Source organism: Xanthomonas prunicola, from assembly GCF_002846205.1.
Lineage (GTDB): Bacteria > Pseudomonadota > Gammaproteobacteria > Xanthomonadales > Xanthomonadaceae > Xanthomonas > Xanthomonas prunicola.
The window spans coordinates 382,287-403,229 of the sequence record NZ_PHKV01000002.1; the positions used below are offsets into that span (position 1 = coordinate 382,287).

The 20,943-nt window shown below is 64.0% G+C and carries 19 protein-coding genes and 1 pseudogene; 5 read left to right on the forward strand and 15 right to left on the reverse strand.

Annotated features, from left to right (window positions below; all coding sequences use genetic code 11):
- Nucleotides 1-140: 140 nt before the first annotated feature.
- The 5 genes from XpruCFBP8353_RS08135 to ubiE all read right to left on the reverse strand — a co-directional run bounded on the left by XpruCFBP8353_RS08135 (nucleotide 141) and on the right by ubiE (nucleotide 5,986).
- On the reverse strand, nucleotides 141-770 hold the full coding sequence (locus XpruCFBP8353_RS08135; RefSeq protein WP_101362780.1) for an HAD family hydrolase: 630 nt from the start codon (nucleotides 768-770) through the stop codon (nucleotides 141-143).
- 347 nt (nucleotides 771-1,117) lie between these two features.
- The gene (locus XpruCFBP8353_RS08140; RefSeq protein ID WP_101362781.1) at nucleotides 1,118-1,837 is read right to left on the reverse strand and encodes a hypothetical protein; all 720 of its coding nucleotides are present in this window, start codon (nucleotides 1,835-1,837) and stop codon (nucleotides 1,118-1,120) included.
- Between the two features lie 171 nt (nucleotides 1,838-2,008).
- Entirely contained in the window at nucleotides 2,009-4,018 is a 2,010-nt protein-coding gene (locus tag XpruCFBP8353_RS08145; protein WP_101362782.1) for a M1 family metallopeptidase, read from the reverse strand.
- A gap of 121 nt (nucleotides 4,019-4,139) precedes the next feature.
- Nucleotides 4,140-5,030: a GGDEF domain-containing protein gene (locus XpruCFBP8353_RS08150; protein WP_162300982.1), complete on the reverse strand. Its 891-nt coding sequence runs from the start codon at nucleotides 5,028-5,030 to the stop codon at nucleotides 4,140-4,142.
- A gap of 194 nt (nucleotides 5,031-5,224) precedes the next feature.
- Nucleotides 5,225-5,986, reverse strand: a complete 762-nt coding sequence (gene ubiE, locus XpruCFBP8353_RS08155) for a bifunctional demethylmenaquinone methyltransferase/2-methoxy-6-polyprenyl-1,4-benzoquinol methylase UbiE (RefSeq protein ID WP_046965330.1) — start codon at nucleotides 5,984-5,986, stop codon at nucleotides 5,225-5,227.
- 87 nt (nucleotides 5,987-6,073) lie between these two features.
- On the opposite strand from ubiE, the gene XpruCFBP8353_RS08160 reads away from it, so the two are divergent.
- The 4 genes from XpruCFBP8353_RS08160 to XpruCFBP8353_RS08175 all read left to right on the forward strand — a co-directional run bounded on the left by XpruCFBP8353_RS08160 (nucleotide 6,074) and on the right by XpruCFBP8353_RS08175 (nucleotide 9,930).
- A complete protein-coding gene (locus XpruCFBP8353_RS08160) occupies nucleotides 6,074-7,723 on the forward strand; it encodes an MFS transporter (protein WP_101362783.1) in 1,650 nt (549 codons plus the stop codon).
- Nucleotides 7,720-8,811 carry an HlyD family secretion protein gene (locus XpruCFBP8353_RS08165; protein WP_101362784.1) on the forward strand — a complete coding sequence of 364 codons (1,092 nt, stop codon included), beginning with the start codon at nucleotides 7,720-7,722 and terminating at the stop codon, nucleotides 8,809-8,811. Before XpruCFBP8353_RS08160 ends, XpruCFBP8353_RS08165 begins: the two co-directional genes overlap by 4 nt.
- 166 nt (nucleotides 8,812-8,977) lie before the next feature.
- On the forward strand, nucleotides 8,978-9,478 hold the full coding sequence (locus XpruCFBP8353_RS08170; protein WP_101362785.1) for a GNAT family N-acetyltransferase: 501 nt from the start codon (nucleotides 8,978-8,980) through the stop codon (nucleotides 9,476-9,478).
- Nucleotides 9,475-9,930 (forward strand): nucleoside deaminase, encoded by a 456-nt coding sequence (locus tag XpruCFBP8353_RS08175; RefSeq protein ID WP_008571705.1) that lies wholly within the window; start codon nucleotides 9,475-9,477, stop codon nucleotides 9,928-9,930. The genes XpruCFBP8353_RS08170 and XpruCFBP8353_RS08175 overlap by 4 nt, the downstream gene beginning before the upstream one ends.
- 200 nt (nucleotides 9,931-10,130) lie before the next feature.
- On the opposite strand, the gene hslU is transcribed toward XpruCFBP8353_RS08175, so the two are convergent.
- The 8 genes from hslU to XpruCFBP8353_RS08220 all read right to left on the reverse strand — a co-directional run bounded on the left by hslU (nucleotide 10,131) and on the right by XpruCFBP8353_RS08220 (nucleotide 18,338).
- Entirely contained in the window at nucleotides 10,131-11,498 is a 1,368-nt protein-coding gene (hslU, locus tag XpruCFBP8353_RS08180) for an ATP-dependent protease ATPase subunit HslU (RefSeq protein ID WP_101362786.1), read from the reverse strand.
- Nucleotides 11,499-11,609: 111 nt separating this feature from the next.
- The gene (gene hslV / locus XpruCFBP8353_RS08185; RefSeq protein ID WP_101362787.1) at nucleotides 11,610-12,161 is read right to left on the reverse strand and encodes an ATP-dependent protease subunit HslV; all 552 of its coding nucleotides are present in this window, start codon (nucleotides 12,159-12,161) and stop codon (nucleotides 11,610-11,612) included.
- A 381-nt stretch (nucleotides 12,162-12,542) separates the two neighbouring features.
- Nucleotides 12,543-13,460 carry a tyrosine recombinase XerC gene (gene xerC, locus XpruCFBP8353_RS08195; protein WP_101362789.1) on the reverse strand — a complete coding sequence of 306 codons (918 nt, stop codon included), beginning with the start codon at nucleotides 13,458-13,460 and terminating at the stop codon, nucleotides 12,543-12,545.
- Nucleotides 13,461-13,653: 193 nt separating this feature from the next.
- Nucleotides 13,654-14,325: a DUF484 family protein gene (locus XpruCFBP8353_RS08200; RefSeq protein ID WP_162300983.1), complete on the reverse strand. Its 672-nt coding sequence runs from the start codon at nucleotides 14,323-14,325 to the stop codon at nucleotides 13,654-13,656.
- On the reverse strand, nucleotides 14,322-15,176 hold the full coding sequence (gene dapF, locus XpruCFBP8353_RS08205; RefSeq protein WP_101362791.1) for a diaminopimelate epimerase: 855 nt from the start codon (nucleotides 15,174-15,176) through the stop codon (nucleotides 14,322-14,324). Before dapF ends, XpruCFBP8353_RS08200 begins: the two co-directional genes overlap by 4 nt.
- Nucleotides 15,166-15,411: an LPS translocon maturation chaperone LptM gene (gene lptM, locus XpruCFBP8353_RS08210; protein ID WP_101362792.1), complete on the reverse strand. Its 246-nt coding sequence runs from the start codon at nucleotides 15,409-15,411 to the stop codon at nucleotides 15,166-15,168. The genes dapF and lptM overlap by 11 nt, the downstream gene beginning before the upstream one ends.
- A gap of 57 nt (nucleotides 15,412-15,468) precedes the next feature.
- The gene (locus tag XpruCFBP8353_RS08215) at nucleotides 15,469-15,867 is read right to left on the reverse strand and encodes a YbaN family protein (RefSeq protein ID WP_101362793.1); all 399 of its coding nucleotides are present in this window, start codon (nucleotides 15,865-15,867) and stop codon (nucleotides 15,469-15,471) included.
- 335 nt (nucleotides 15,868-16,202) lie between these two features.
- Complete coding sequence (locus tag XpruCFBP8353_RS08220) at nucleotides 16,203-18,338, reverse strand: S9 family peptidase (RefSeq protein ID WP_101362794.1); 2,136 nt, start codon at nucleotides 18,336-18,338, stop codon at nucleotides 16,203-16,205.
- A 109-nt stretch (nucleotides 18,339-18,447) separates the two neighbouring features.
- Here XpruCFBP8353_RS08220 and XpruCFBP8353_RS08225 point away from each other — a divergent pair, with 109 nt between their 5' ends.
- Nucleotides 18,448-19,632 (forward strand): pyridoxal phosphate-dependent aminotransferase, encoded by a 1,185-nt coding sequence (locus XpruCFBP8353_RS08225; protein WP_101362795.1) that lies wholly within the window; start codon nucleotides 18,448-18,450, stop codon nucleotides 19,630-19,632.
- Nucleotides 19,633-19,936: 304 nt separating this feature from the next.
- Here the strand turns inward: XpruCFBP8353_RS08225 and XpruCFBP8353_RS24080 are convergent.
- Together XpruCFBP8353_RS24080 and XpruCFBP8353_RS08235 are read right to left on the reverse strand one after the other, a co-directional pair.
- A pseudogene (locus tag XpruCFBP8353_RS24080) lies at nucleotides 19,937-20,212 on the reverse strand (AAA family ATPase); the annotation flags it as partial.
- Between the two features lie 136 nt (nucleotides 20,213-20,348).
- Nucleotides 20,349-20,828 carry a hypothetical protein gene (locus XpruCFBP8353_RS08235; RefSeq protein ID WP_243391067.1) on the reverse strand — a complete coding sequence of 160 codons (480 nt, stop codon included), beginning with the start codon at nucleotides 20,826-20,828 and terminating at the stop codon, nucleotides 20,349-20,351.
- Nucleotides 20,829-20,943: the final 115 nt, after the last annotated feature.

Here is a 20,943-nt window from a genome sequence, read left to right on the forward strand (position 1 = left end):
GGCTACGCAGGCTGCTTGTCTTCGCCGGAGACATGCGCGAATGGCGAGCAAGACTGCGGTGGCTGGCGATGCCGGGAGTTATTGATCGTTGGTGCTGTGCGAACAGCAAAAAGCCCGGCGAAGAACGAGAAGACGTGCGCCTAGCGTTCGCCCTGCCACTGCGCGAGCAACTGTGTGCAATCGTGTAGGCGCCAGTCGGCAAAGCCAGGCCAGGGGTCGCCAGGCGTGTTGACCAGGACGGTACAGGCACCGACGGCACGGCCGCAGGCGAGGTCATTGTGGTGGTCGCCGACCATCACCAGCGCGCTGCCCTGCACCGACCAGCGCTGTACGAAATAGTGCAGCCCATCGGGCGCGGGTTTGGGAGCAGCTTCGTCGCGGCCGACGATGTCGTCCCACGCGAACGCATCGTCTAGGCCGATCGCCTGCAAGGTGATGGTTGCCAGTTCGCGCGCATTGCGGGTGAGCATGCCAAGCCGGCACCCGGCGGCACGCAACGCACGCACCAGCGCCACTGCGCCCGGCGCGGCGCGCGCGGCCTGCGCAAGTGCGCGCTCGTGTTCGAGCAACCAGGCATGTTTGGTCGCTGCTTCGTCGGCCGGCAACGCTGCCAGGTGATGCAGGATGTCGGCCTCTGGCGGGATCTCCAGCACGCGGCGGATCAAGGCGAAGTCGTGCGCAGCCTCGGTCAGCGTGCCGTCCATGTCGAAGACCCAATGGCCGTAGTCGGACAACGAGGGAGAGAGCGCTGTGGTTGTCATGCTGTCCATTCGTGCGAAACCATGAAAGTGATCGATTCACTGCTGCAGGCGGCAGTGCGGTAAAGACACGGTGCACAATCCGCAAAATCCTGAAGAGCGATTAAAACAATTACTGCGCGCACCGCCAGGCGGGCGCGGCGGGTGCTCGGCTAGCATCTCCTCCGCGAACGCTCCCGCCTTGCCCGCGTCCCCACACACCTGGCGACTGCCTGCGACTTGTGTTGGCGGCCCTACGCGCCAAGTGCCGATGCATGGCTGCGCCACCACACCGATGCACTGCATCATCGATCAAGCGCACCGACCCTGGGCCTGCCCGCGCGCCGTGGGCCTGAGCAAACGTTTCATCGCTGCCATGCCTACTTCCATCCAGGCATCTGCGTGGTGTCCAGACCGCCGACCTCGAACTCTGCAGTGCGCGTTCCACCGGCCTTGACCGGGAAGGTAATGCTGATGCGCGTTGCGTTGCGCACCGCCTTCCACAACGCTTTGTCGTCATCGATGAACATGGCGATGGCTTCGTCGGTATCCGGACGGTGCGCCGCCATCGCGCGCGGTGCGCCGCCATCGGCCACAACCTGCACCTTGCAACCGCTGTAGCAATTGAAATCGCCGGCCTTGAGCACCAGGTAGCTATGACGCTTCCACTGCGGGTGATCGCGGAACACCAGGCTGACCGGCTTGGGCCCGCTGCCATCCACGTCCACACGTTGTTTGGCATCGATCATCGCCGAGCGCTGCGTGCCGCCCTTGGCCGGCACTTGCGAGTATTGCCACAACGCCTGCATGCGCCGCAGCTCGCGCGCCTGCTCGCCCTTGGCCTTGATATCGGCATAGCCGGGTTCGATCCGCGTGGCAGCCGCAGTGCCCGCATACCCTTCGAGCAAGGCCGCACCGTGCGCACGTGCCATGTCCCAGTTCTGCGCCTTGACGGCTTCGTCGTATTGCTTGGCGAGCGCATCGGCCTGGGTTTCCTTGGCCTGCGCCTGCGCGGTTGCTTGCGCCTGACGTTGCGCCTCGCGGTCGGTGCAGGCACTCAAGGCAGCGACGCACAAGGCCGCGCTCAGCAGATACTTCATCGTCGACTCCGAAAGGCGTGGGAAACAGCAGCAAGATAGCAGTCTCGCGTTGCAGGCTGCATGCACGTCGGCCGGCATTCGCGCCAGATACTCAGACACCAAACGGGGAGCACAAGGCTCCCCGTTTGGTGCACTTTCCGCCGGACTGACGGCTCTGCGTTGCGCGACGAACTACTGCTGCGTCGGCGTCGGTTTCTCTGCGGGTGCGGGTGCCGGTGCGGGTGCGGGTGCGGGCGCAGGAGCAGCAGGCGTGGCCGCCTTGGCCTTGGCCAACATCTCGGCCACCGAGGCGGTGGTGATGGGGTGATAGCTGGGCTTGGCTTTTTCGAAGGCCTGTTCGGCGAACGCGATGCCGTCCGGGGTCTTCAACAATTCGGCATAGATCGGCAGCACCAGCTTGCGACGGCCGACGCGTTCGATGAACTCGCCTGCGGCTGCACGCGCGTCGGTGTAACCGCTGCGGATCGCCAGCGGATACCAGCGCATCGCGATCTCGCCATTGGGCGTGCCGGTGAAGTGGTACGCATCATCCAGCTGCTTGAGTTGCTCGGGCTTGAGCGTGGCGCCCATGCCGCTGAGGAAGTGTACCCATTCCTGCGTGCCCCACTCACTGGTGACCTGCTTGTTCGGCAAGGTGCCGCTGCCGCTCCAGGCAATGCGTGCGGTGTCCACGATCGAGAAGCTGCGCGAGCGCGCCTTGGCCGCAAACGCCGGAATGCCCGGCTGCTTCAGCCATGCATCCACTTCGGCTGCGCTCACCGTGTTGGGATGTTTGTCCAGCAGGTTCTTGTTGAGGTAATCGACGAACTGGTCGGTGGTCGCACTCTGGAACGCGTGATCGTCGAACCAGCCGCGCAGGAACGGGTCGAAGACCTCACGACCGAAGCGCTGCTCCAGGAACTGCAGGAACCACGCACCCTTGACGTAGGCGACCTGGCTCAATGCGTCATCTGGGTCGCGCTGGGCCAGCGGCGGCAACTCCAGCACCTGGTCGGCCGGCGGCATGTCCTTCACTTCGGCCAGCAGATCGCCCTGGTCGATCTCGCGCTCCATCTCGGCCATCTCGGTGCCGTACAACGCCTCGGTGATGCGGCCCTGCACGTAGGTGGTGAAGCCTTCGTTGAGCCAGATGTCCTTCCAGCTCGCATTGGTCACCAGGTTGCCGGACCAGCTATGCGCCAGCTCGTGCGCCACCAACGACACCAGCGACTTGTCGCCGACAATCACCGTGGGCGTGGCGAAGGTCAGGCGCGGGTTTTCCATGCCACCGAACGGGAACGACGGCGGCAGTACCAGCATGTCGTAACGGCCCCAGCGATACGGCCCGTAGAGTTTCTCGGCGGCACCGATCATCTTTTCGGTGTCTTCGAATTCCTTGGCGGCCTTGTCGGCCATCGCCGGCTCGGCCCAGACACCAGAACGTGCAGAGATCGGCTTGAACACCACATCGCCGGCGGCGATGGCCAGCAAATAGGAGGGAATCGGCTCCGGCATCTTGAAGCTGTAATCGCCGTCGCGTACGGCCTTGGGGTCGTTGTCGGCGCTCATCAGCACCATCACGTCCGGGCGCGAGGTGACATGCGCGCTATAGGTGAAGCGCACGCCCGGGGTGTCCTGCAGCGGCACCCAGCTACGCGCGTGGATCGCCTGCGATTGGCTGAACATGAAAGGCAGTTGCTTGCCTTCGGTCATCGACGGTTCCAACCACTGCAGGCCAGAGGCAGTGGCTGCGGTGTGATAGGTGATGACCACCTTGCGCGGCTGATTCGGCGCTTCGATGGTGAACTTGCTGCCGAAGGTCTTGTCGGCCGGCGCCAAGGCAAATTGCAGCGGCGACAAGCCGCCCTTGCCATCGTCGGCCTGGACCTGCGCAATGCTGAGCTCGCGCGTATCCAGCACCAATTGTTTGGCGGACTTGTCCTTCCACTCCAGCGTGTAGGTGGCGGTGCCACCGATCTGCTTGGCATCGAAATCCAGCTTCAGGTCCAATGCCAGGTCCTTGATGACCACCAGCTGCGGCTGGGCGTAGGAACTTTCATCGTGGTTGCGGGCGTCTGCTTTCACGGGGGCCTTGGCAGTGGCGGCCGGCGCGGCGGTGGATGCCGACGGCGTGGAGTCATTGGAACAGCCGGCCAGCGCGATGGACACGGCCAGGGACAGCGACAGGAACGGGAAGCGCATCGACGGCACCGCAGCAAGGGGAATTGGGCATTTTAGCGCTCTGCGCCGCAGCCTGCCCGTGCCATCGGCGGCCGATACGCGGGATTGCCCGCCGCGTGTTGCCGCAACCGGGTTGCCGTGATCAAGTCACCGGATGACCGCGCGGGGTGTCGTGCCCGTCGCGTACCAGACGCCGGCCGCCGGAGAACTTGGCGCGGTACATCGCCGCATCGGCGCGGCGATACAGTTCGGTGGCATCCAGCCCTTGTTCGCATACTGCACTGCCGGCACTCACATGCAGCGGCGCGTCGTCGGCATCTTCGCGCTCAAGCATCGACAGCCATTGATTGAGCTTGAGCGTGGCGTCGTCCTCGCTGGCATGGATGCCGATCAGGAATTCGTCGCCACCCCAGCGCCCGACCCAATCCTGCGCGCCCAGCCAGCCATAGGCCGATTCCACCAGGCGCACCAGCACGCGGTCGCCGGCCAGATGGCCCAAGCGGTCGTTGATCTGCTTGAGGTTGTCCATGTCCAGCACGAACAGCACGAACGGCCAGCCTTCGCGCTGCGAAGCAATGACCGAATCGCGCATCGCCTGTTCGCAGCCACGGCGGTTCAGCGCTTCGGTCAGCGGGTCGAACAAGGCATGTTTCTTGAGGTCGCGCATGCCGGCATCGATGCCGCGCAGGCTGCGGTTGATGCCGCGCAACAGCCGGCCCAATTCATCATCACCATGTTCCGGAAGCGTGGGCAGGCGCTGATCGGCGTAATACGCATCCAGGGCATCGGCGGCGATGCGCAGCGGCGCCAGCAGGCGATACAACGCCACCAATGTCAGCGCAGTGCCGGCCAGCGTGGCCAGCAGTGCCACGATCACCACCGACCACAGCGGGCGCCCGTCCAGTTCGCTCTGCGATGCCAGCCATGCGATCAACAGCAGCAACGGCAGATGGATGCCAACAAAGGTCACCGCCAGCAGCTTGGCGCTGAAGGAGCGGGGAAACACGCGCGAGAGCCCGGCGTACAAGCGCATCCAACTCTCCGGCAAAAGAACGCCTAGTGTCGCCGACCATTGGTGGTGCCAACGCGACGAACGTCTCAGAAATTCGTTGGTGCGTCCGCCCATGCCCAGAACAGGGACGTGTCAAGCGAACACAAGCGGGAACCCCGATATGACACACGGCGCGCGATGCACGCGCCGCGTCGGCAATCAACCGTGGATCGGATTCAGATCTTGTAGCCGGAGTGGATCGCCACGATGCCGCCGGTCAGATTCTTGTAGTGGCAGCGCGCAAATCCGGCCTCGCCCATCATGCCCTTGAGCGAATCCTGCGGCGGATGCTTGCGGATGCTTTCGGCCAGGTACTGGTAGCTATCGGCATCGCGTGCGAACAACTGGCCCAGCTTGGGCAGGATCTTGAACGAGTGGAAGTCGTAGATCGGCTTGAACCACTCGGCGGTGACTTCGGAAAATTCCAGCACACGCGCCTGCCCGCCCACCTTCAACACGCGGTACATCTCGCGCAGTGCGGCATCCTTGTCGGTGACATTGCGCAGGCCAAAGGAAATGGTCACCAGATCGAAACTCTGGTCCGGGAACGGCAGCGCTTCGGCGTTGCATTGCACGTAGTCGAAACCCGCCACCAGGCCGCGGTTGGTCAGCCGGTCGCGGCCCACCGACAACATGCCGGCGTTGATGTCGCCCAGCACCACGGCACCCTCATCGCCCACGCGCTCCTTGAGCAGCACGGCTATGTCGCCGGTGCCGCCGGCCAGATCCAGCACGCGGTCGCCCGGCTTCACCTGCGCGGTCGCCACGAAGTAGCGTTTCCATGCGCGGTGGACGCCCAGGCTCATCAGATCGTTCATCAGGTCGTAGTTGCGCGCGACCGAGGTGAACACTTCGCCGACCAGCTTCTGCTTGTCCTTGGCAGCGACATCGCGAAAGCCGAAATGGGTGGTACCGGAGGTATAGGGGGATTCGCTCATGCCCGGATTATCGCACTGCTGACGCCACCATGACCGCAACGGGACCACAATCGCGAACTCTTCCGCAACCGGCCCTGCGAGTATTGCGTGCCCGACAAGTACGCCCCACGCGACTGGCAGCCCCACGAAAAACCGACCCTGCCGGGGTCGGCATCCACGCCGCTGCACCCGACCCGGCGCCGCATTCAGTATGGCCTGGTCGGCCTGGTGGTGGCGCTGACCGGCGGGCTGAGCAACGCGTTGGTCACCGCCAACCTGCCGTATCTGCAAGGCAGCCTGGGCGCCTACGCCACCGAAATGGCCTGGCTGCCGGCGGCCTACGTGATGACCAATATGTCGGCCAACCTGTTGCTGGTGAAGTTTCGCCAGCAATTCGGCCTGCGCCGCTTCACCGAGATCTTTCTGGCCTTGTATGCGGCCATCGCGCTGGCGCACCTGTTCGTGCACAGCCTGAGTTCGGCGATCACCGTGCGCGCGGCGCATGGATTGGTCGGCGCGGCGCTCAGCTCGCTGGGGCTGTATTACGTGATCCAGGCATTTCCAACGAAATACCGGCTCAAGGCAGTGGTGCTGGGCCTGGGCGTGACCCAGCTGGCGTTGCCGCTGGCGCGGGTGTTCTCCACCGACCTGCTGGAATTCGGGCAGTGGCAAGGCCTGTACCTGTTCGAATTCGGGCTGGCGATCTTCGCGCTGGCCTGCGTGCTGGCGCTCAAGCTGCCACCAAGCGACCGCTACCGGGTGTTCGAGCCGCTGGATTTCGTCACATTCCCCTTGTTTGCGGTAGGTGCGGCAGGTCTTGCCGCAGTGCTTTCGCTCGGCCGCTTGCTGTGGTGGACCAGCACGCCGTGGCTGGGCGTGGCGCTGGCCGCGTCCATCGTGCTGCTGTGCACGGCAGCCTGGATCGAGCACAACCGTCGCCACCCGATGATCAACACACGCTGGCTGGCCAGCGCAGACATGCTGCGGCTGGGCCTGGCGATCCTGTTGATCCGGCTGGTGCTGTCCGAACAGAGCACCGGCGCAATCGGCTTCTTCCAGACCCTGGGCCTGGCCAACACGCAGCTGGAGACCCTGTTCACGCTGATGCTGCTGGGAGCGGTAGCGGGCGTGGCCGCCAGCGCATGGCTGATCAATCCGGCGCGGGTGGCCGAGCATCTGATCATTGCGGTGGCGGCGATCTGCATCGGCAGCTTCATGGATGCCGATGCCACCAGCCTCACCCGCCCCGAGCAGATGTACGTCAGCCAGTTCCTGCTGGCCTTTGGCAGCACTTTCTTCATCGGCCCGGCGATGGTGGCCGGGCTCGGCCGGGTGATCGCCCAGCCGAGCAATCTGATCAGTTTCATCGTGCTGTTTGGCATGGCGCAGAACATGGGCGGCTTGCTCGGCAGTGCACTACTGGGCACCGTGCAGGTGGTGCGCGAGAAATACCACTCCAGCCAGTTGGTAGAACACCTTGTGCTCACCGACCCGCAGGTGGCCGCGCGCGTGCAGGCCTATGCAAGCCTGTATGGCCGCAGCATCGGCGACCCGGTGCTGCGTCAGGCCCAGGGCGTACGCACGCTGGGCACGGTGGCCACGCGCGAAGCCAACGTGCTGGCCTATAACGATGTGTTCCTGCTGATCGGCTGTATCGCCATCGCCACAGGGGTGTGGATCCTGTCCGTGCTGGTGTGGCGACGCTATCTGCGGCCTCCCGTGTCACCTTCCCCTTCCGCTTCCACTGCGCGCCCATGAAGACAACTGCCGATCCCGCTGCCAATTCCGATCGCACCCACCGTCGCCGCCGTCGTCGCATCGCCGGCGCGATCGGGTTTGGCGGGCTGGCGCTGATCGGCATGGCGCTGGTCCTGTACGCATGGCGGCTGCCACCGTTCGTCAGCGCAATCGAGCGCACCGAAAATGCCATGGTGCACGGCCAGATCACCGTCATTGCGCCACAGGTCAGCGGCTATGTCACCCAGGTCACGGTGCAGGATTTTGCGCATGTCAAACGAGGCCAACTGCTGGCCACCATCGACAACCGCATTTACGCCCAGCAGCTCGAACAGGCCAAGGCGCAGGTGCAGACCGCGCAAGCCAATCTCGCCAACTGGGAGCAGCAACGCCACAGCGCGCAGGCGTCCATCGCCGAACAGCGTGCAGCGCTGAGCAGCAATCAGGCCCTGAGCGATCGCACCCGCTCGGCCTATGCGCGTGCGCAACAGCTGGCCAACCAGAAACTGGTGTCCGAACAGGACCGCGACACCGCTTATGCCGCGCGCGCCCAGGCCGCTGCGGGCGTCGCCCAGGCGCGTGCGGCGGTGCAGGCCGCCGAAGAGAATGCACGTAGCGTCACCGTCAATCGCGCAGCGCTCGAAGCGACAGTGGCCAATGCGCAAGCGGCCGTGCAACTGGCGCAGATCAACCTGGACAACACGCACATCCTGGCCCCGCGCGATGGCCAGCTCGGTCAGCTTGGCGTGCGCCAAGGCGCCTATGTCACCAACGGCACGCAGTTGATGTCGCTGGTGCCGGACACGCTATGGGTCGTGGCCAATTTCAAGGAAACCCAGATGGCGAAGATCCGCATCGGTCAGCGCGCCAGCTTTACCGTAGACGCGCTGGACAACGCACGCCTGCATGGCCGCGTGCAGGAAATCTCGCCGGCTGCAGGCTCGGAGTTCAGCGTGCTACCGGCCGATAACGCTACCGGCAACTTCGTCAAGATCGCCCAGCGCATTCCGCTGCGCATCAGCGTCGACCCCAGCCAGCCGCTGGCGCCGCGGCTGCGGCCGGGCATGTCGGTGGTGGTGGCCGTCGACACCGACAGCGCAGTCGACTGAGTACACCCGACACCTGACGCAGGTCACCAGCGCCGGCGCGACTACTGCGGCCGGCGTTGCATGGCGCACGCTCGCCTTTGGCCTGCAGGGGTAGGTTGTTTGGGCCAGCACTGCCCACAGGCGTGCACTTCCCGCTCAGTGACGGCGCAGCCGCTATCATGCGGTGATGCCCACCACACCCCTCCCTTCCCTGCACTGGCAGCACCTGCGGTTTGCGCAGCTGAGCACCGCGCAGTTGTATGCACTGCTGCGACTACGCACGGATGTGTTTGTGGTGGAGCAGCAATGCGCCTATCCGGAACTGGATGGCAAAGACACCGATCCCGCTGTGCTGCATGTGCTGGGCATGACCACCAACGCAGAGCTTGCGGCTTACCTGCGCGTGCTACCGCCCGGCTTGAGTTATCCCGAGCCGAGCATCGGCCGCGTGGTCATCGCTGCTGCACATCGCGGCGCCGGACTGGCACACGCACTGCTGCACGAAGGCGTCCGGTTGGTGCACACGCAATGGCCCGGTAGCGCAATCCAGCTTGGCGCGCAGGCACATCTGCAATCGTTCTACGCTGCGCATGGATTTGTGCCCGCCTCCGCACAGTATCTGGAAGACGGCATTCCACATCTCGACATGCTGCGCCCTGCCGGCGCGTCCCCTCTGGAGTTCGTATGATCACTACCCCCGACTACCGCGCACTGCTCGACACCGCCATTACCGAGGCCCGCCAGGGCCTGGCCGAAGGCGGCATCCCGATCGGTGCGGCGCTGTATCACAACGACGGGCGCCTGCTCGGTTGCGGCCACAACCGCCGCGTGCAGGAGAACGACCCGTCCGTGCATGGCGAGACCGACGCGTTCCGCAAGGCCGGCCGCCAGCGCCGCTACAAGGACACCATCATGGTCACCACGCTGGCGCCGTGCTGGTACTGCAGCGGGCTGGTGCGCCAGTTCAATATCGGCACGGTGGTGGTCGGCGAATCGGTCACCTTCCAGGGCGGTATTGCGTGGCTGCGCGAGCATGGCGTCAACGTGATCGATCTGCAGAGCCAGGAATGCATCGATCTGCTCGGTGGCTATATTTCTGCCAACCCGGATGTGTGGAACGAGGATATTGGCGAGGATTGAGATCAGCACGAATGCAGGCGGGCAGCCGTACGCGATGACAGGCATCGGGCAATATCACGTCGCAGTGGCCGCTGCTGTTTGGCCCGCGTCGCAGTGCCGATCTGCATCAAACCCTGCCGTGTCCGCCGTGCCACTGCAAACAAAAAGACCCGCCAATGGCGGGTCTTTTCAATCCGTGCGCACGTTGCCGTGCAACGCGGTCAAAGGATGTAGCGGCTCAGGTCCGGATCCTGCACCAGCTCACCCAGCTGCGCATCCACGTACGCAGCATCGACGGTAACGCTCTGCCCATCGCGGTCCGGCGCTTCGTAGCTCAACACATCGAGCAAACGTTCCAGCACCGTGTGCAGACGACGCGCACCGATATTTTCCTGGCGCTCGTTGACCTGCGCTGCAATCTCGGCCAGCCGATCCACCGCATCTGACGCGAACGTCAACGACACGCCTTCGGTCTGCAGCAAGGCTTCGTACTGTTTGATCAATGCGGCCTTTGGCTCGGTGAGGATGCGCACGAAATCGGCCTTGGTCAGCGCGGTCAATTCCACGCGGATTGGGAAGCGGCCCTGCAATTCAGGGATTAGATCGCTGGGCTTGGCCAGGTGAAACGCGCCCGAGGCAATGAACAGGATGTGGTCGGTCTTGACCGTGCCGTACTTGGTCGAGACGTTGGAGCCTTCCACCAGCGGCAGCAGATCGCGCTGCACGCCTTCGCGACTGACATCGCCGCCATTGGAGCCGGCTTCGCCGCGCTTGGCCACCTTGTCGATCTCATCGATGAACACGATGCCGTGCTGCTCGCACGCTTCGATCGCCGCGGTACGCACGTCGTCTTCGTTGACCAGCTTAGCGGCCTCTTCTTCGATCAACAGTGGGCGCGCCGCCTTGATGGTGAGCTTGCGCTTCTGCGACTTGCCGCTGCCCAGACTGGAAAACATCTGCCGCAATTGCTGGCCCATTTCTTCCATGCCCGGCGGGGTCATGATGTCCATGCTGGCGTTGACCGCCACTTCCAGTTCGATCTCGCGCTCGTCCAGCTCGCCGTTGCGCAGCATGCGGCGGAACTTGATGCGGGTGTCGTTGTCCTGGGACGACGGCTCGTTGCGCGCCGCTTCCGGGTCAAACCCAATACCGGCCGCGCGACGCGGCAACAGCGCATCCAGGATGCGATCTTCGGCACGCTCTTCGGCCTGATTGCGCACGCGCACCTTGGCCTGCTCGCGATACAGCTTGACGGAGGTGTCAGCCAGATCACGAATGATCTGCTCGACGTCCTTGCCGACATACCCCACTTCGGTAAAGCGCGTGGCTTCCACCTTGACGAACGGCGCATTGGCCAACGTGGCCAAGCGTCGCGCGATCTCGGTCTTGCCCACACCCGTGGGGCCGATCATCAGGATGTTCTTGGGCATCACCTCGTTGCGCAGTTCTTCCGGCAACTGCATCCGACGCCAGCGATTACGCAGCGCGATGGCAACCGCGCGCTTGGCGTCGTGCTGGCCAACGATATGACGGTCGAGCTCCTGCACGATTTCGCGCGGAGTCATGGTTGAAGTATCGGGATTTGGCATTGGGGAATCGAGAATTGGGAAAGGGGAATTGCGGGGAGCAAAGATCAACAGCCTATGTCGTCGAAGTGGGGACAAAACCGCTGTTGCGATTCCCGATTCCCCACTCCCGGTTCACAGCACCTCAACCACCACGTTGCGATTGGTATAGATGCAGATGTCGCCGGCGATATTGATCGCTTCGGTGGCAATGGTCTTGGCATCCAGCTCGGTATGCGCCAGCAGTGCGCGTGCGGCCGACAAGGCGTACGAGCCGCCAGAACCAATGGCGATGACGCCGTCTTCCGGTTCGATCACATCGCCGGTACCGCTGATGATCAGCGAGGTCTCTTTATCGGCCACGGCCAGCAGCGCTTCGAGCTTGCCCAGGCGGCGCTCGGTGCGCCAATCCTTGGCCAGCTCCACAGCGGCGCGAGTCAACTGCCCGTGTTTGTCGAGCTTGGCTTCGAACAACTCGAACAGGGTAAACGCATCGGCGGCAGCGCCGGCGAAACCGGCAAGCACCTGGCCATCGCGCCCGAGCCGGCGCACCTTGCGCGCATTGCCCTTCATGACCGTATGGCCAAGGGTGACCTGGCCATCGCCAGCGACGGCGACATGCCCACCACGTCGAACCGAAATGATGGTGGTGGCGTGAACGATATTGGGGTTCTGGCTAGGGTCCATGGATCCTCCGGGGGTTTCCAAGGAGGTGGGGACGCACGTGCCGGGTTCAAGCGCGCTGCGGCCAAGCGCCGCAGGCCGGTACTGCCGCGCTCACTTGCGAGACCGCAATCGCTGTGGCGCACGGCCACTCAGCTCGACTGGCCGCAGCAAACCGCGGGTTTGGCTTCGATACAGCGCCATCGCCAGCAAAAATTTCTGCGGCGCGTGCGCTGCTCCTGCCCCCCCCACCCGACCCGTCTTCCGGCGGGAGAGGGGCTGTCCGCGTTTGCAAAAATCGATTCTTGCGCTGGATGCGCGCATCATCTGCTGCGTCCGTGCCGTTCGGTGATGCATGGCACGACGACGCTTTCTGCTTACCCATTGCGTCTTACTGCTTGGCGCTTATTCGGCAGCTTTCCTGCGCTTTGCACGTGGATGCGCGGCGTCGTAGACCTTCGCCAAATGCTGGAAATCCAGGTGCGTGTAGATCTGGGTGGTTGCGATGTCCGAGTGGCCCAGCAGCTCCTGCACGCCACGCAGATCGCCGGACGATTCCAGGATATGACTGGCGAAACTGTGCCGCAGCATATGCGGATGCACGTCCTTGAACATGCCCTGGCGCACAGCCAGTTGCTTGATGCGGATCTGCACCGCGCGTTGCGAAATCGCACCGCCCGCGCGCCCCGGAAATACGTGTGTATCGGCGCTTGCACCATTATCGCGACGCCACTCGCGCAAGGCGGCGATGGCGTGCGAGCCCACCGGTACCAGGCGCTGCTTGCTGCCTTTACCAAGCACCATCACCAGGCCGCTATCCAGATCCAGATCGCGCCAGCGCAACGCGCATAATTCGCTCAGGCGCAGCCCGGAGGAATAGAACAACTCCAGCAGCGAGCGATCGCGCAGACCCAGTGGCGCATCGGTCGGAACTTCCACCAGACGCACGGCTTCGTCGGCATCCAGCACTTGCGGCAACTTGCGCGGCGCCTTGGGTGCGCGCAATGCCGCCGCTGGACTGGCTGCGATACGGCCATGCTTGAGCAGCCAGGCGTAATAGCTGCGGCAAGCCGACAAGCGACGCTGCAGACTTTTAGGCGACAGACCCCGTCGGTGTTCTGCCGCGACGAACTGCCGCAAATGCGCGCTATCGAGCTGCGCACTGTCGAGAGGCATGACAGTGTGCTGTACGCCGTCTTCGGTGGTGTGTTCGGCCGTCCAGGCCACCAACGCGGCAAGATCGCGTCGATACGCGTCCAGCGTGTGCGCCGACACCTGCCTCTCGACCTGCAGATACGTCAGGAACTCGTCGACCGATGACACGTCAGCGCTCTCGATACCGTGGCATGGATGCGGTCATCCGCTTGCGCAGATAGCCTTGCAACATGCATGCAGACGTTGCGCCTTGCAGTTGCAGAAATTCTTCGACAGCTGGCAACACCTCACACTCCTCGCCGCCGAAGCAGCGACGCCATCGGCGCGGTATTGCCGACCCGGAGGCGTGCAATAGCCAGCCTCACACGTCGAAGCGTTGCAATGCCACGCTCAACGATTCGCCCATCATGCGCAGGAACAACGTGCCCATTCCCGGATAGAACCGGTTGGCGTCGCTGCTCCCCACCGCGATCAGGCCGATGCCCGGCAGCGGCAACAGCGCGGTGGATTGCACGTCGCTGGCCTGGGCACCATAAAGCAGCGCATGTTTGTCAGCTTGCAGGCGGCCGCAAATGGGCTCGCCATCGCTCAGGCAATCGCGAAACGGGGCCAGCCGCGCATCGTCGGTTGCGATGATCTGCAGCCAGTCCGCATCCAGTGCGTCGACCCGTTTGAGCACTACCAAGCGCACCAGTTCGCCATTGAAATCTTCCGCCAACGAAGCCGCCATGGCCTTGAGCGTGTCAGCCGCACTGGTCTGGCGCATCAACGCCAGCGTGAGCTGATGCGTACGCACCGCCAGCCGCTCGTTCTCCTGCGCATTGCTGCCCAGCTCGTGCAGGCGACGCGACAGTTCGCGATTCTTATCGCGCAGCACTTCGAGTTGGTAGGTCGCCAGCGAGGCGGCGGGGCCGTCGTCGCGCGGGACCAGCAAGCTCACCGCCAGATCCGGGAACTGTTTGAGGAAGGTCGGGTGACGTCGCAGCCAGGTGGCCACTTCGTGCGCGCCGAATTTGTCCGTGTTCTCGCTCATCGGTTCCATTCTCCATCGAAGACGAACACAGCCGGGCCGGACATGACCACTTGCGCGTGGTCACCGGGCCAACGAATGCGCAGCTCGCCACCTGGCAAGGACACCTGCACGTCGCGCTCGACGCGGCCGCGCTGCATCAGCACCACCGCAGCCGCACAGGCGCCACTGCCGCAGGCCAGCGTTTCTCCCACGCCGCGCTCGAACACGCGCAGGCGCACATGCGTAGGGTCGACCACCTGCACGAAACCCACATTGACCGAATCGGGAAACGCGGCGTTCTGCTGCAGCAGCGCGCCGACGCGTTCGACCGGCGCCGCATCCACGCGACCGACTTCGACCACCGCATGCGGGTTGCCCATCGACACCGCGCCAAAGCGCACGGTCTCGCCGTGCACCGGCAGCGCATATTCGTCGCGCGCATGCGCGAACCCGGCCAGCGGAATCTGGGCGGGCTCGAACTGCGGCATGCCCATCGCCACCGCGTAGCGATCGCCATCAAGGCGTTCGACTGCATGCGCGGTGACGGGGCTATCGATCATGAAATGCTCGCCCTGGGCGGTGCCATCGCGCACCAGCCACGCGGCGACACAGCGCGCGCCGTTGCCGCATTGGCGCGCGGCGGAGCCGTCGGAATTCCAGATGCCATAGGCAGCCACGGCACCTTCGCTGCGCGGCGCTTCGATGGTCAGGATTTGATCGCAGCCAACCCCGACGTGTCGGTCGGCTAATTGCGCTGCCAGCGCGGCATCTGGCGGCGGCGTGCCGTCGCGCAGGTCCAGCACCACGAAATCGTTGCCGGCGCCGTGCATTTTGGTGAAACGCAGACGCTCGCTGCGACCGTCAGCGCTCATTGCCGCTGCTAGCGGGCTGGTCTTTGGTGGGTGCGGGCCTGGCGGCGCTGCTGTCCACCGGTTCGGGCGCAGGCGTGGGCTCTTCCGCCGGCTGCGGCTGTGGCACGGGCTGGGCTTCCACCGGCACCGGCTTCTGCGGCATTACCAACGGGCCCTTGTTACCGCAGGCGGCAAGCAGGACAAGGCTCGCACCAACCAGTGCGAGACGAACAGACGGTCGGGACATGATGCTCATGGTCCGAAGTATAGCCAGAACACCGTTACGGCCGTGCGCTCGGCGCACGTGCTGTGTTCAGTGCGCGGCCGGCAGCGGGCGCGGGGGAGGTTCGGGGCGCAGCCACAGCCAGATCGCCACGACGGCCATGCTGCCGATCGACAGGCACTTGACCCAGACCACCGGCACGCACCACAGCATGATCGCGGCGCAAAGCGCCATGGTCAGCGTCGCCATCCACTTGGCCTTGCGGCTGACCGCACGGTAGGTCTGCCATTCCACGATCGCCGGGCCGAAGCGCGGATGCGACAACAACCAGTGATGCAAGCGCTCCGAACCGTGTGAGGCGGCCCAGGCCGAGATCAGGATGAAGACCGTGGTCGGCAGACCCGGCACGAAAATCCCGACGATGCCGGTCGCCAGGCTGGCGTAGGCCAGCAACCACCAGGCCCAGCGGAATCGAGTCGGTCGCGTCATGCGCAAATGATACGGCCAGCGATAAGGTTTGGTGAGTCGGCCCGCGGCGGTGATTGTGTTCGCTGCGGAAGGGCGCGCTGGGCGCCGTACATTGCATGGCGCCCAGCCTCGCTGCAGACAGGATGCCCCCCATTTGCAGGGGCGCCTGCCTGCGGTGCTCCGCGCGATCTAGGACGACGCAGCGGACGCACTCAGCAGATTCAGGAAAAGCCAGACTACGGAGCGGAAGATGGAAGAGATGCGAGTCGCTCGCGTCCGAACGAGCAGCGAGCTCCCGAGACCACGCCACCCGCTATCACGAATCCCACATCCCGCTCCCACTCCCAGCCTTCGAGCTACTTCACGCCCAACTGGTCCAGCACGAACGCATACGACTCGGCGAGTTCGCGATAGCGGCGGAAACGGCCGGATTTGCCGCCATGCCCGGCTTCCATGTTGGTGCGGAACACGATCGGCTGCGTGCCGGTATTGTCGTCGCGCAGCTTGGCCACCCACTTGGCAGGCTCCCAATACTGCACCTGCGAATCCCACAATCCGGTGCCGATGAACAGTGCCGGGTACGCCTGCTTGCGCACGTTGTCGTACGGCGAGTACGACAGCATGTAGTCGTAATAGTCCTTGGTTTCCGGGTTGCCCCATTCGTCGTATTCGTTGGTGGTGAGCGGAATGCTGGCGTCCAGCATGGTGGTGACCACATCGACAAATGGCACCTGCGCGACCATCACACGGTAGTCCTGCGGGGCCATGTTGGCCACTGCACCCATCAACAGGCCGCCCGCGCTGCCACCGGACGCAGCCACGCGGTCCTTGGCGGCGTAGCCCTGTGCGACCAGGCCGCGGGTGACATCGATGAAGTCGTTGAAGGTGTTTTTCTTGTGCAGCAACTTGCCATCGTCGTACCACTGCCGGCCCATCTCCTGGCCGCCGCGGATATGTGCGATGGCATACACCACACCGCGGTCCAGCAGGCTGATCGCCGGCAGATTGAAGGACGGGTCCATCGACATGCCGTAGCTGCCATAGGCGTACTGGAACAACGCTGCGCTGCCGTCCTTCTTGAAACCCTTTTTGTAGACCAGCGACACCGGCACCTTGACGCCGTCGCGCGCGGTCACCCACACGCGTTCGGTCACGTACTTGCTGGCGTCGTAGCCGATCACCGGTTGCTGCTTGAGCAGTTTGCGCTCGCCAGTGGCGGTGTTGAGCTCGTAGGTGGTGGCCGGAGTGGTCAGCGAGGTGTAGCTATAGCGCAACCACGCGGTGTCCGGCTCGGAATTAACCGAAAGGCCCATCGAATACGCCGGCTCATCCGCCTTGACATATTGCGGTTCCCCCGCAGGAGCCCGCACATCCATGTGCGGACTGTTGAATTGAAGGCGCACGCGCTCTAACCCGCCGGAGCGTTCTTCGATGGCGGTGAACCCATCGAACAACTCGAAATTTTCGATGTAGACACTGTCGTCGTGCGCCACCCAATCGGTCCACTGCTTGCGCGTGGTCGCATCGGTGGGCGCGGTGACCAGTTTGAAGTTCCTGGCGTCATCGGCATTGGTGCGGATCACCCAACGGCCATCGAAATGTTCGGCGTGGTATTCCACATCGCGCTCGCGCTTGGCCAGCACCTTGAAGGTGTCCGGCTTGGCAGCCAGCGCATAGCGCGTTTCCGAAGAAACCGTGCTTTCAACAGCAATCGTGATGTACTTGTCGTCGCGGGTGCGGCCGATGCCCATGTAGAAGCTGTCGTCTTTCTCTTCGTACACCAGCACATCGTCCTTGGACGGCGTGCCCAGCACGTGCTTTTTCACGCGCACGGTGAGCAGCGTTTCCGGGTCGTTTTCGACGTAGAACAGCGTCTTGTTGTCGTCGGCCCAGACCACGTTGGGCGAGACGCCTTCCACGGCGTCCGGATAGAGTTCGCCGGTGTCCAGATTCTTGAAGCGGATGGTGTATTGGCGGCGGCCGACGGCATCGTCGGCCCAGGCCAGGATGCGGTTGTCCTGGCTCACTTCGGCATCGCCGACGCTGAAATAGCCCTTGCCTTCCGCCATCTTGTTCACATCGAGCAGGATCTCTTCCGGCGCGTCCATGCTGCCCTTGCGGCGCGCCTGGATCGGATAATCCTTGCCGGTTTCGAACCGCGTGTAATACCAATAGCCACGCTGGCGGTACGGCACGCTGGCATCGTCCTGTTTGATGCGCCCGACGATCTCGGTATACAGCGCTTCTTCCAACGGCTTCAGCGGCGCCATCAGCTTGTCGGTGTAGGCATTCTCGGCGTTGAGATAGGCCAGCATCGCCTTGTCTTCGCGCTTGTCGTCTCGCAACCAGTAATAGTCGTCGTTGCGGGTCGCGCCGAACGGCGCCTTGACCATATGCGGATGCCTGGCGACATCTGGTGGCGAAGGAAGGGCGGCGAAGGCGGGGGATGTGGTCATCAGGCTGGCGATCAGAAGAGTGAGGGCTTGCTTCATCAGATTGGGGTCCGTCGGATGAACGCAATGCCATCCCAGCGCCCGAGTGTGGAAGAGCCCGTCGCCGGGCGTCATGTGTCCTAGGTCATGCTGGTCTATGATCTTCGCAATGGACCCCTTGCTTTCGCCCGCGTCGGGCTACAGCCGCCGCAGCCAGGACATCGCCCCGTTCCACGTCATGTCGCTGCTTGCTCGCGCCAATGCGCTTGAGCAGGCCGGCCATGATGTGATCCATCTGGAAATCGGCGAGCCCGATTTCACCACCGCCGCGCCGATTGTCGCTGCCGGCCAGGCGGCACTGGCGGCCGGCCACACCCGCTACACTGCCGCACGCGGGCTGCCGGCACTGCGCGATGCGATTGCCGGGTTTTATGCGCAGCGCTATGGCCGCAGCGTCGACCCGGAGCGGATCCTGGTCACGCCCGGCGGCTCGGGCGCGCTGCTGTTGGCCAGCAGCCTGCTGGTGGACCCGGGCAAGCACTGGCTGCTTGCCGACCCCGGGTATCCGTGCAACCGCCACTTCCTGCGCCTGGTCGAAGGTGCCGCACAACTGGTGCCGGTCGGGCCGGACACCGACTACCAACTGACCCCGGCGCTGGTGGACGCGTGCTGGAACATCGACAGCGTCGGCGCCCTGGTGGCATCGCCGGCCAACCCCACCGGCAGCGTACTGTCACGCGAGCAACTGGCCGCGTTGTCGCAGGCGCTGCGTGCGTGCGGCGGACACCTGGTGGTGGACGAGATCTATCATGGCCTGACCTATGGCCTGGACGCGCATAGCGTGCTGGAAGTCGACGACAGCGCCTTCGTCTTGAACAGTTTTTCCAAGTACTTCGGCATGACCGGCTGGCGTTTGGGCTGGCTGATCGCCCCGCCCGACGCGGTGCCCGAGCTGGAAAAACTTGCGCAAAACCTCTACATCAGCGCCTCGACCATTGCGCAGCATGCAGCGCTTGCGTGTTTCACGCCAGAGAGCATCGCCATCTTCGAAGCGCGCCGCGCGCAGTTCCAGCAACGTCGCGATTATCTGCTGCCCGCGCTGCGCCAGCTTGGCTTCAACATCGCCGTCGAACCGCAGGGCGCGTTCTATCTGTACGCAGACATCAGCGCGTTTTCCGACGATGCGCAAGCGTTCTGCGCGCATTTCCTGGAACACGAGCACGTCGCCTTTACTCCCGGCATCGACTTCGGCTTCCATCGATCCAACCAACACGTGCGCATCGCCTACACCCAGAGCCTGCCGCGCCTGGAACAGGCAGTGGAGCGCATTGCGCGTGGGTTACGCAGTCTGTAGACGTGTCTTGCGTGACGCCACAGCACCTGCCATCCATCAGACGTATTGAGCGCAGCTTCGCGGTCAATCGCCTTGTGCCGTGACACCGCGCGGGGAGCCGCTGTCACTGGCGCAGACCTGGCGCGTTCAAATTTTCAAGGCGATAGAATTGATCGATCGCCGGCACCGTCAGCAACGCGATCTTCGGCAAGCTGCTGCGCTCGAATATCCTCGCAAGTTCTTTGCGTTTCCTGCGTTCGACGACCGCGATGTGGCGCAGCATCTCCCACCTCACCTGCTCCCTGGCGCCATCGAGGCCGCCGCAACGGCGCTGCTCGACCCAGGTTCGGCGCAGATAGCGCATCAGGCTGGTCGTCACCGGAATGTCCAATAGAACAACGCCCGTTGCACGCGCCAGACGCTGCGGCAGGCACCCCAGGTAATTGCCATCCATCACCCACTGCTCTGCGCCAATAGCCACATCGTGAAGCGCGAAAAAGTCCTGCCTGGGGCGAGGTAACCAGGCAGTGTTTGGGAAATGATGCAGCTGATCCAGATGCACGCATGCGCATCCGCGCTTGCGCGCGATCGCCTGGGCCAAGGTCGATTTACCGCTGTTGGACGGCCCGAGAATGCACATCCTCGGCCCGAGATCCTCGAGTTTCATTCCGCCCCGCCAGGGATATCGCTCATGGGCATCGCGGCGGCAACAACCAGGCCGAGCGCGCCACACAGTGTTACCTCGGTGCACAGCTGTCCAAATCGAAGAACTGCCGTGCAATCGCTTGCCGCTGGCCTGGCGCCGCTCGGTACCACAGCGCTTCACGCAAGTCGGGCAACAGGAAATGCGCAGGCGCCGGCATGCCGGCGCGTGGAAGCTCGCTTAGGACACGATAAGTGGCATCGGTGCCGATGTAGCCCACATCGCCCAGAGGGCGCGGCCCACCATCGGGATCCGGGGCCTGCCAACCCGGCGCGGTCACATCGGCGGTGGACGCCATGTGCTGGCTGTCGTCGCTGCCGCCGCTCCAGGGCAAAAACCATGCATCCCCTCCGGTACGGGAAGAATGCACCCGCAAGGCCACCTGCGCCGGCCAGTGCGGACCGCTGGCAACGGCCAGAAAGCGGGCTTGCGTATCGGCATCGTCGCGCAGCACGTAGCGTGCATTCTCGACCGCGCACGCGCCGACCGCCAAGGTCAGCATCAAGCCGAACATCGATCACACCCCGCGTCGTCTATGTTTGTTTTAGTTTGAGCGAAAACGCCACGAGGCCGCTGCATCGTGCCGGCGGCTCCGTGTCGCGCAGCGCATCATGTGGCCTGTGCCAACC

Bases quoted from the DNA above. Each gene is read 5' to 3' on its own strand.
- XpruCFBP8353_RS08135 (WP_101362780.1), bottom strand. From the start codon at position 770: ATGGACAGCATGACAACCACAGCGCTCTCTCCCTCGTTGTCCGACTAC.
- XpruCFBP8353_RS08140 (WP_101362781.1), bottom strand. From the start codon at position 1,837: ATGAAGTATCTGCTGAGCGCGGCCTTGTGCGTCGCTGCCTTGAGTGCC.
- XpruCFBP8353_RS08145 (WP_101362782.1), bottom strand. From the start codon at position 4,018: ATGCGCTTCCCGTTCCTGTCGCTGTCCCTGGCCGTGTCCATCGCGCTG.
- XpruCFBP8353_RS08150 (WP_162300982.1), bottom strand. From the start codon at position 5,030: ATGCGCTTGTACGCCGGGCTCTCGCGCGTGTTTCCCCGCTCCTTCAGC.
- ubiE (WP_046965330.1), bottom strand. From the start codon at position 5,986: ATGAGCGAATCCCCCTATACCTCCGGTACCACCCATTTCGGCTTTCGC.
- XpruCFBP8353_RS08165 (WP_101362784.1), top strand. From the start codon at position 7,720: ATGAAGACAACTGCCGATCCCGCTGCCAATTCCGATCGCACCCACCGT.
- XpruCFBP8353_RS08170 (WP_101362785.1), top strand. From the start codon at position 8,978: ATGCCCACCACACCCCTCCCTTCCCTGCACTGGCAGCACCTGCGGTTT.
- XpruCFBP8353_RS08175 (WP_008571705.1), top strand. From the start codon at position 9,475: ATGATCACTACCCCCGACTACCGCGCACTGCTCGACACCGCCATTACC.
- hslU (WP_101362786.1), bottom strand. From the start codon at position 11,498: ATGCCAAATCCCGATACTTCAACCATGACTCCGCGCGAAATCGTGCAG.
- hslV (WP_101362787.1), bottom strand. From the start codon at position 12,161: ATGGACCCTAGCCAGAACCCCAATATCGTTCACGCCACCACCATCATT.
- XpruCFBP8353_RS08200 (WP_162300983.1), bottom strand. From the start codon at position 14,325: ATGAGCGAGAACACGGACAAATTCGGCGCGCACGAAGTGGCCACCTGG.
- dapF (WP_101362791.1), bottom strand. From the start codon at position 15,176: ATGAGCGCTGACGGTCGCAGCGAGCGTCTGCGTTTCACCAAAATGCAC.
- lptM (WP_101362792.1), bottom strand. From the start codon at position 15,411: ATGAGCATCATGTCCCGACCGTCTGTTCGTCTCGCACTGGTTGGTGCG.
- XpruCFBP8353_RS08215 (WP_101362793.1), bottom strand. From the start codon at position 15,867: ATGACGCGACCGACTCGATTCCGCTGGGCCTGGTGGTTGCTGGCCTAC.
- XpruCFBP8353_RS08220 (WP_101362794.1), bottom strand. From the start codon at position 18,338: ATGAAGCAAGCCCTCACTCTTCTGATCGCCAGCCTGATGACCACATCC.
- XpruCFBP8353_RS08225 (WP_101362795.1), top strand. From the start codon at position 18,448: ATGGACCCCTTGCTTTCGCCCGCGTCGGGCTACAGCCGCCGCAGCCAG.
- XpruCFBP8353_RS08235 (WP_243391067.1), bottom strand. From the start codon at position 20,828: ATGTTCGGCTTGATGCTGACCTTGGCGGTCGGCGCGTGCGCGGTCGAG.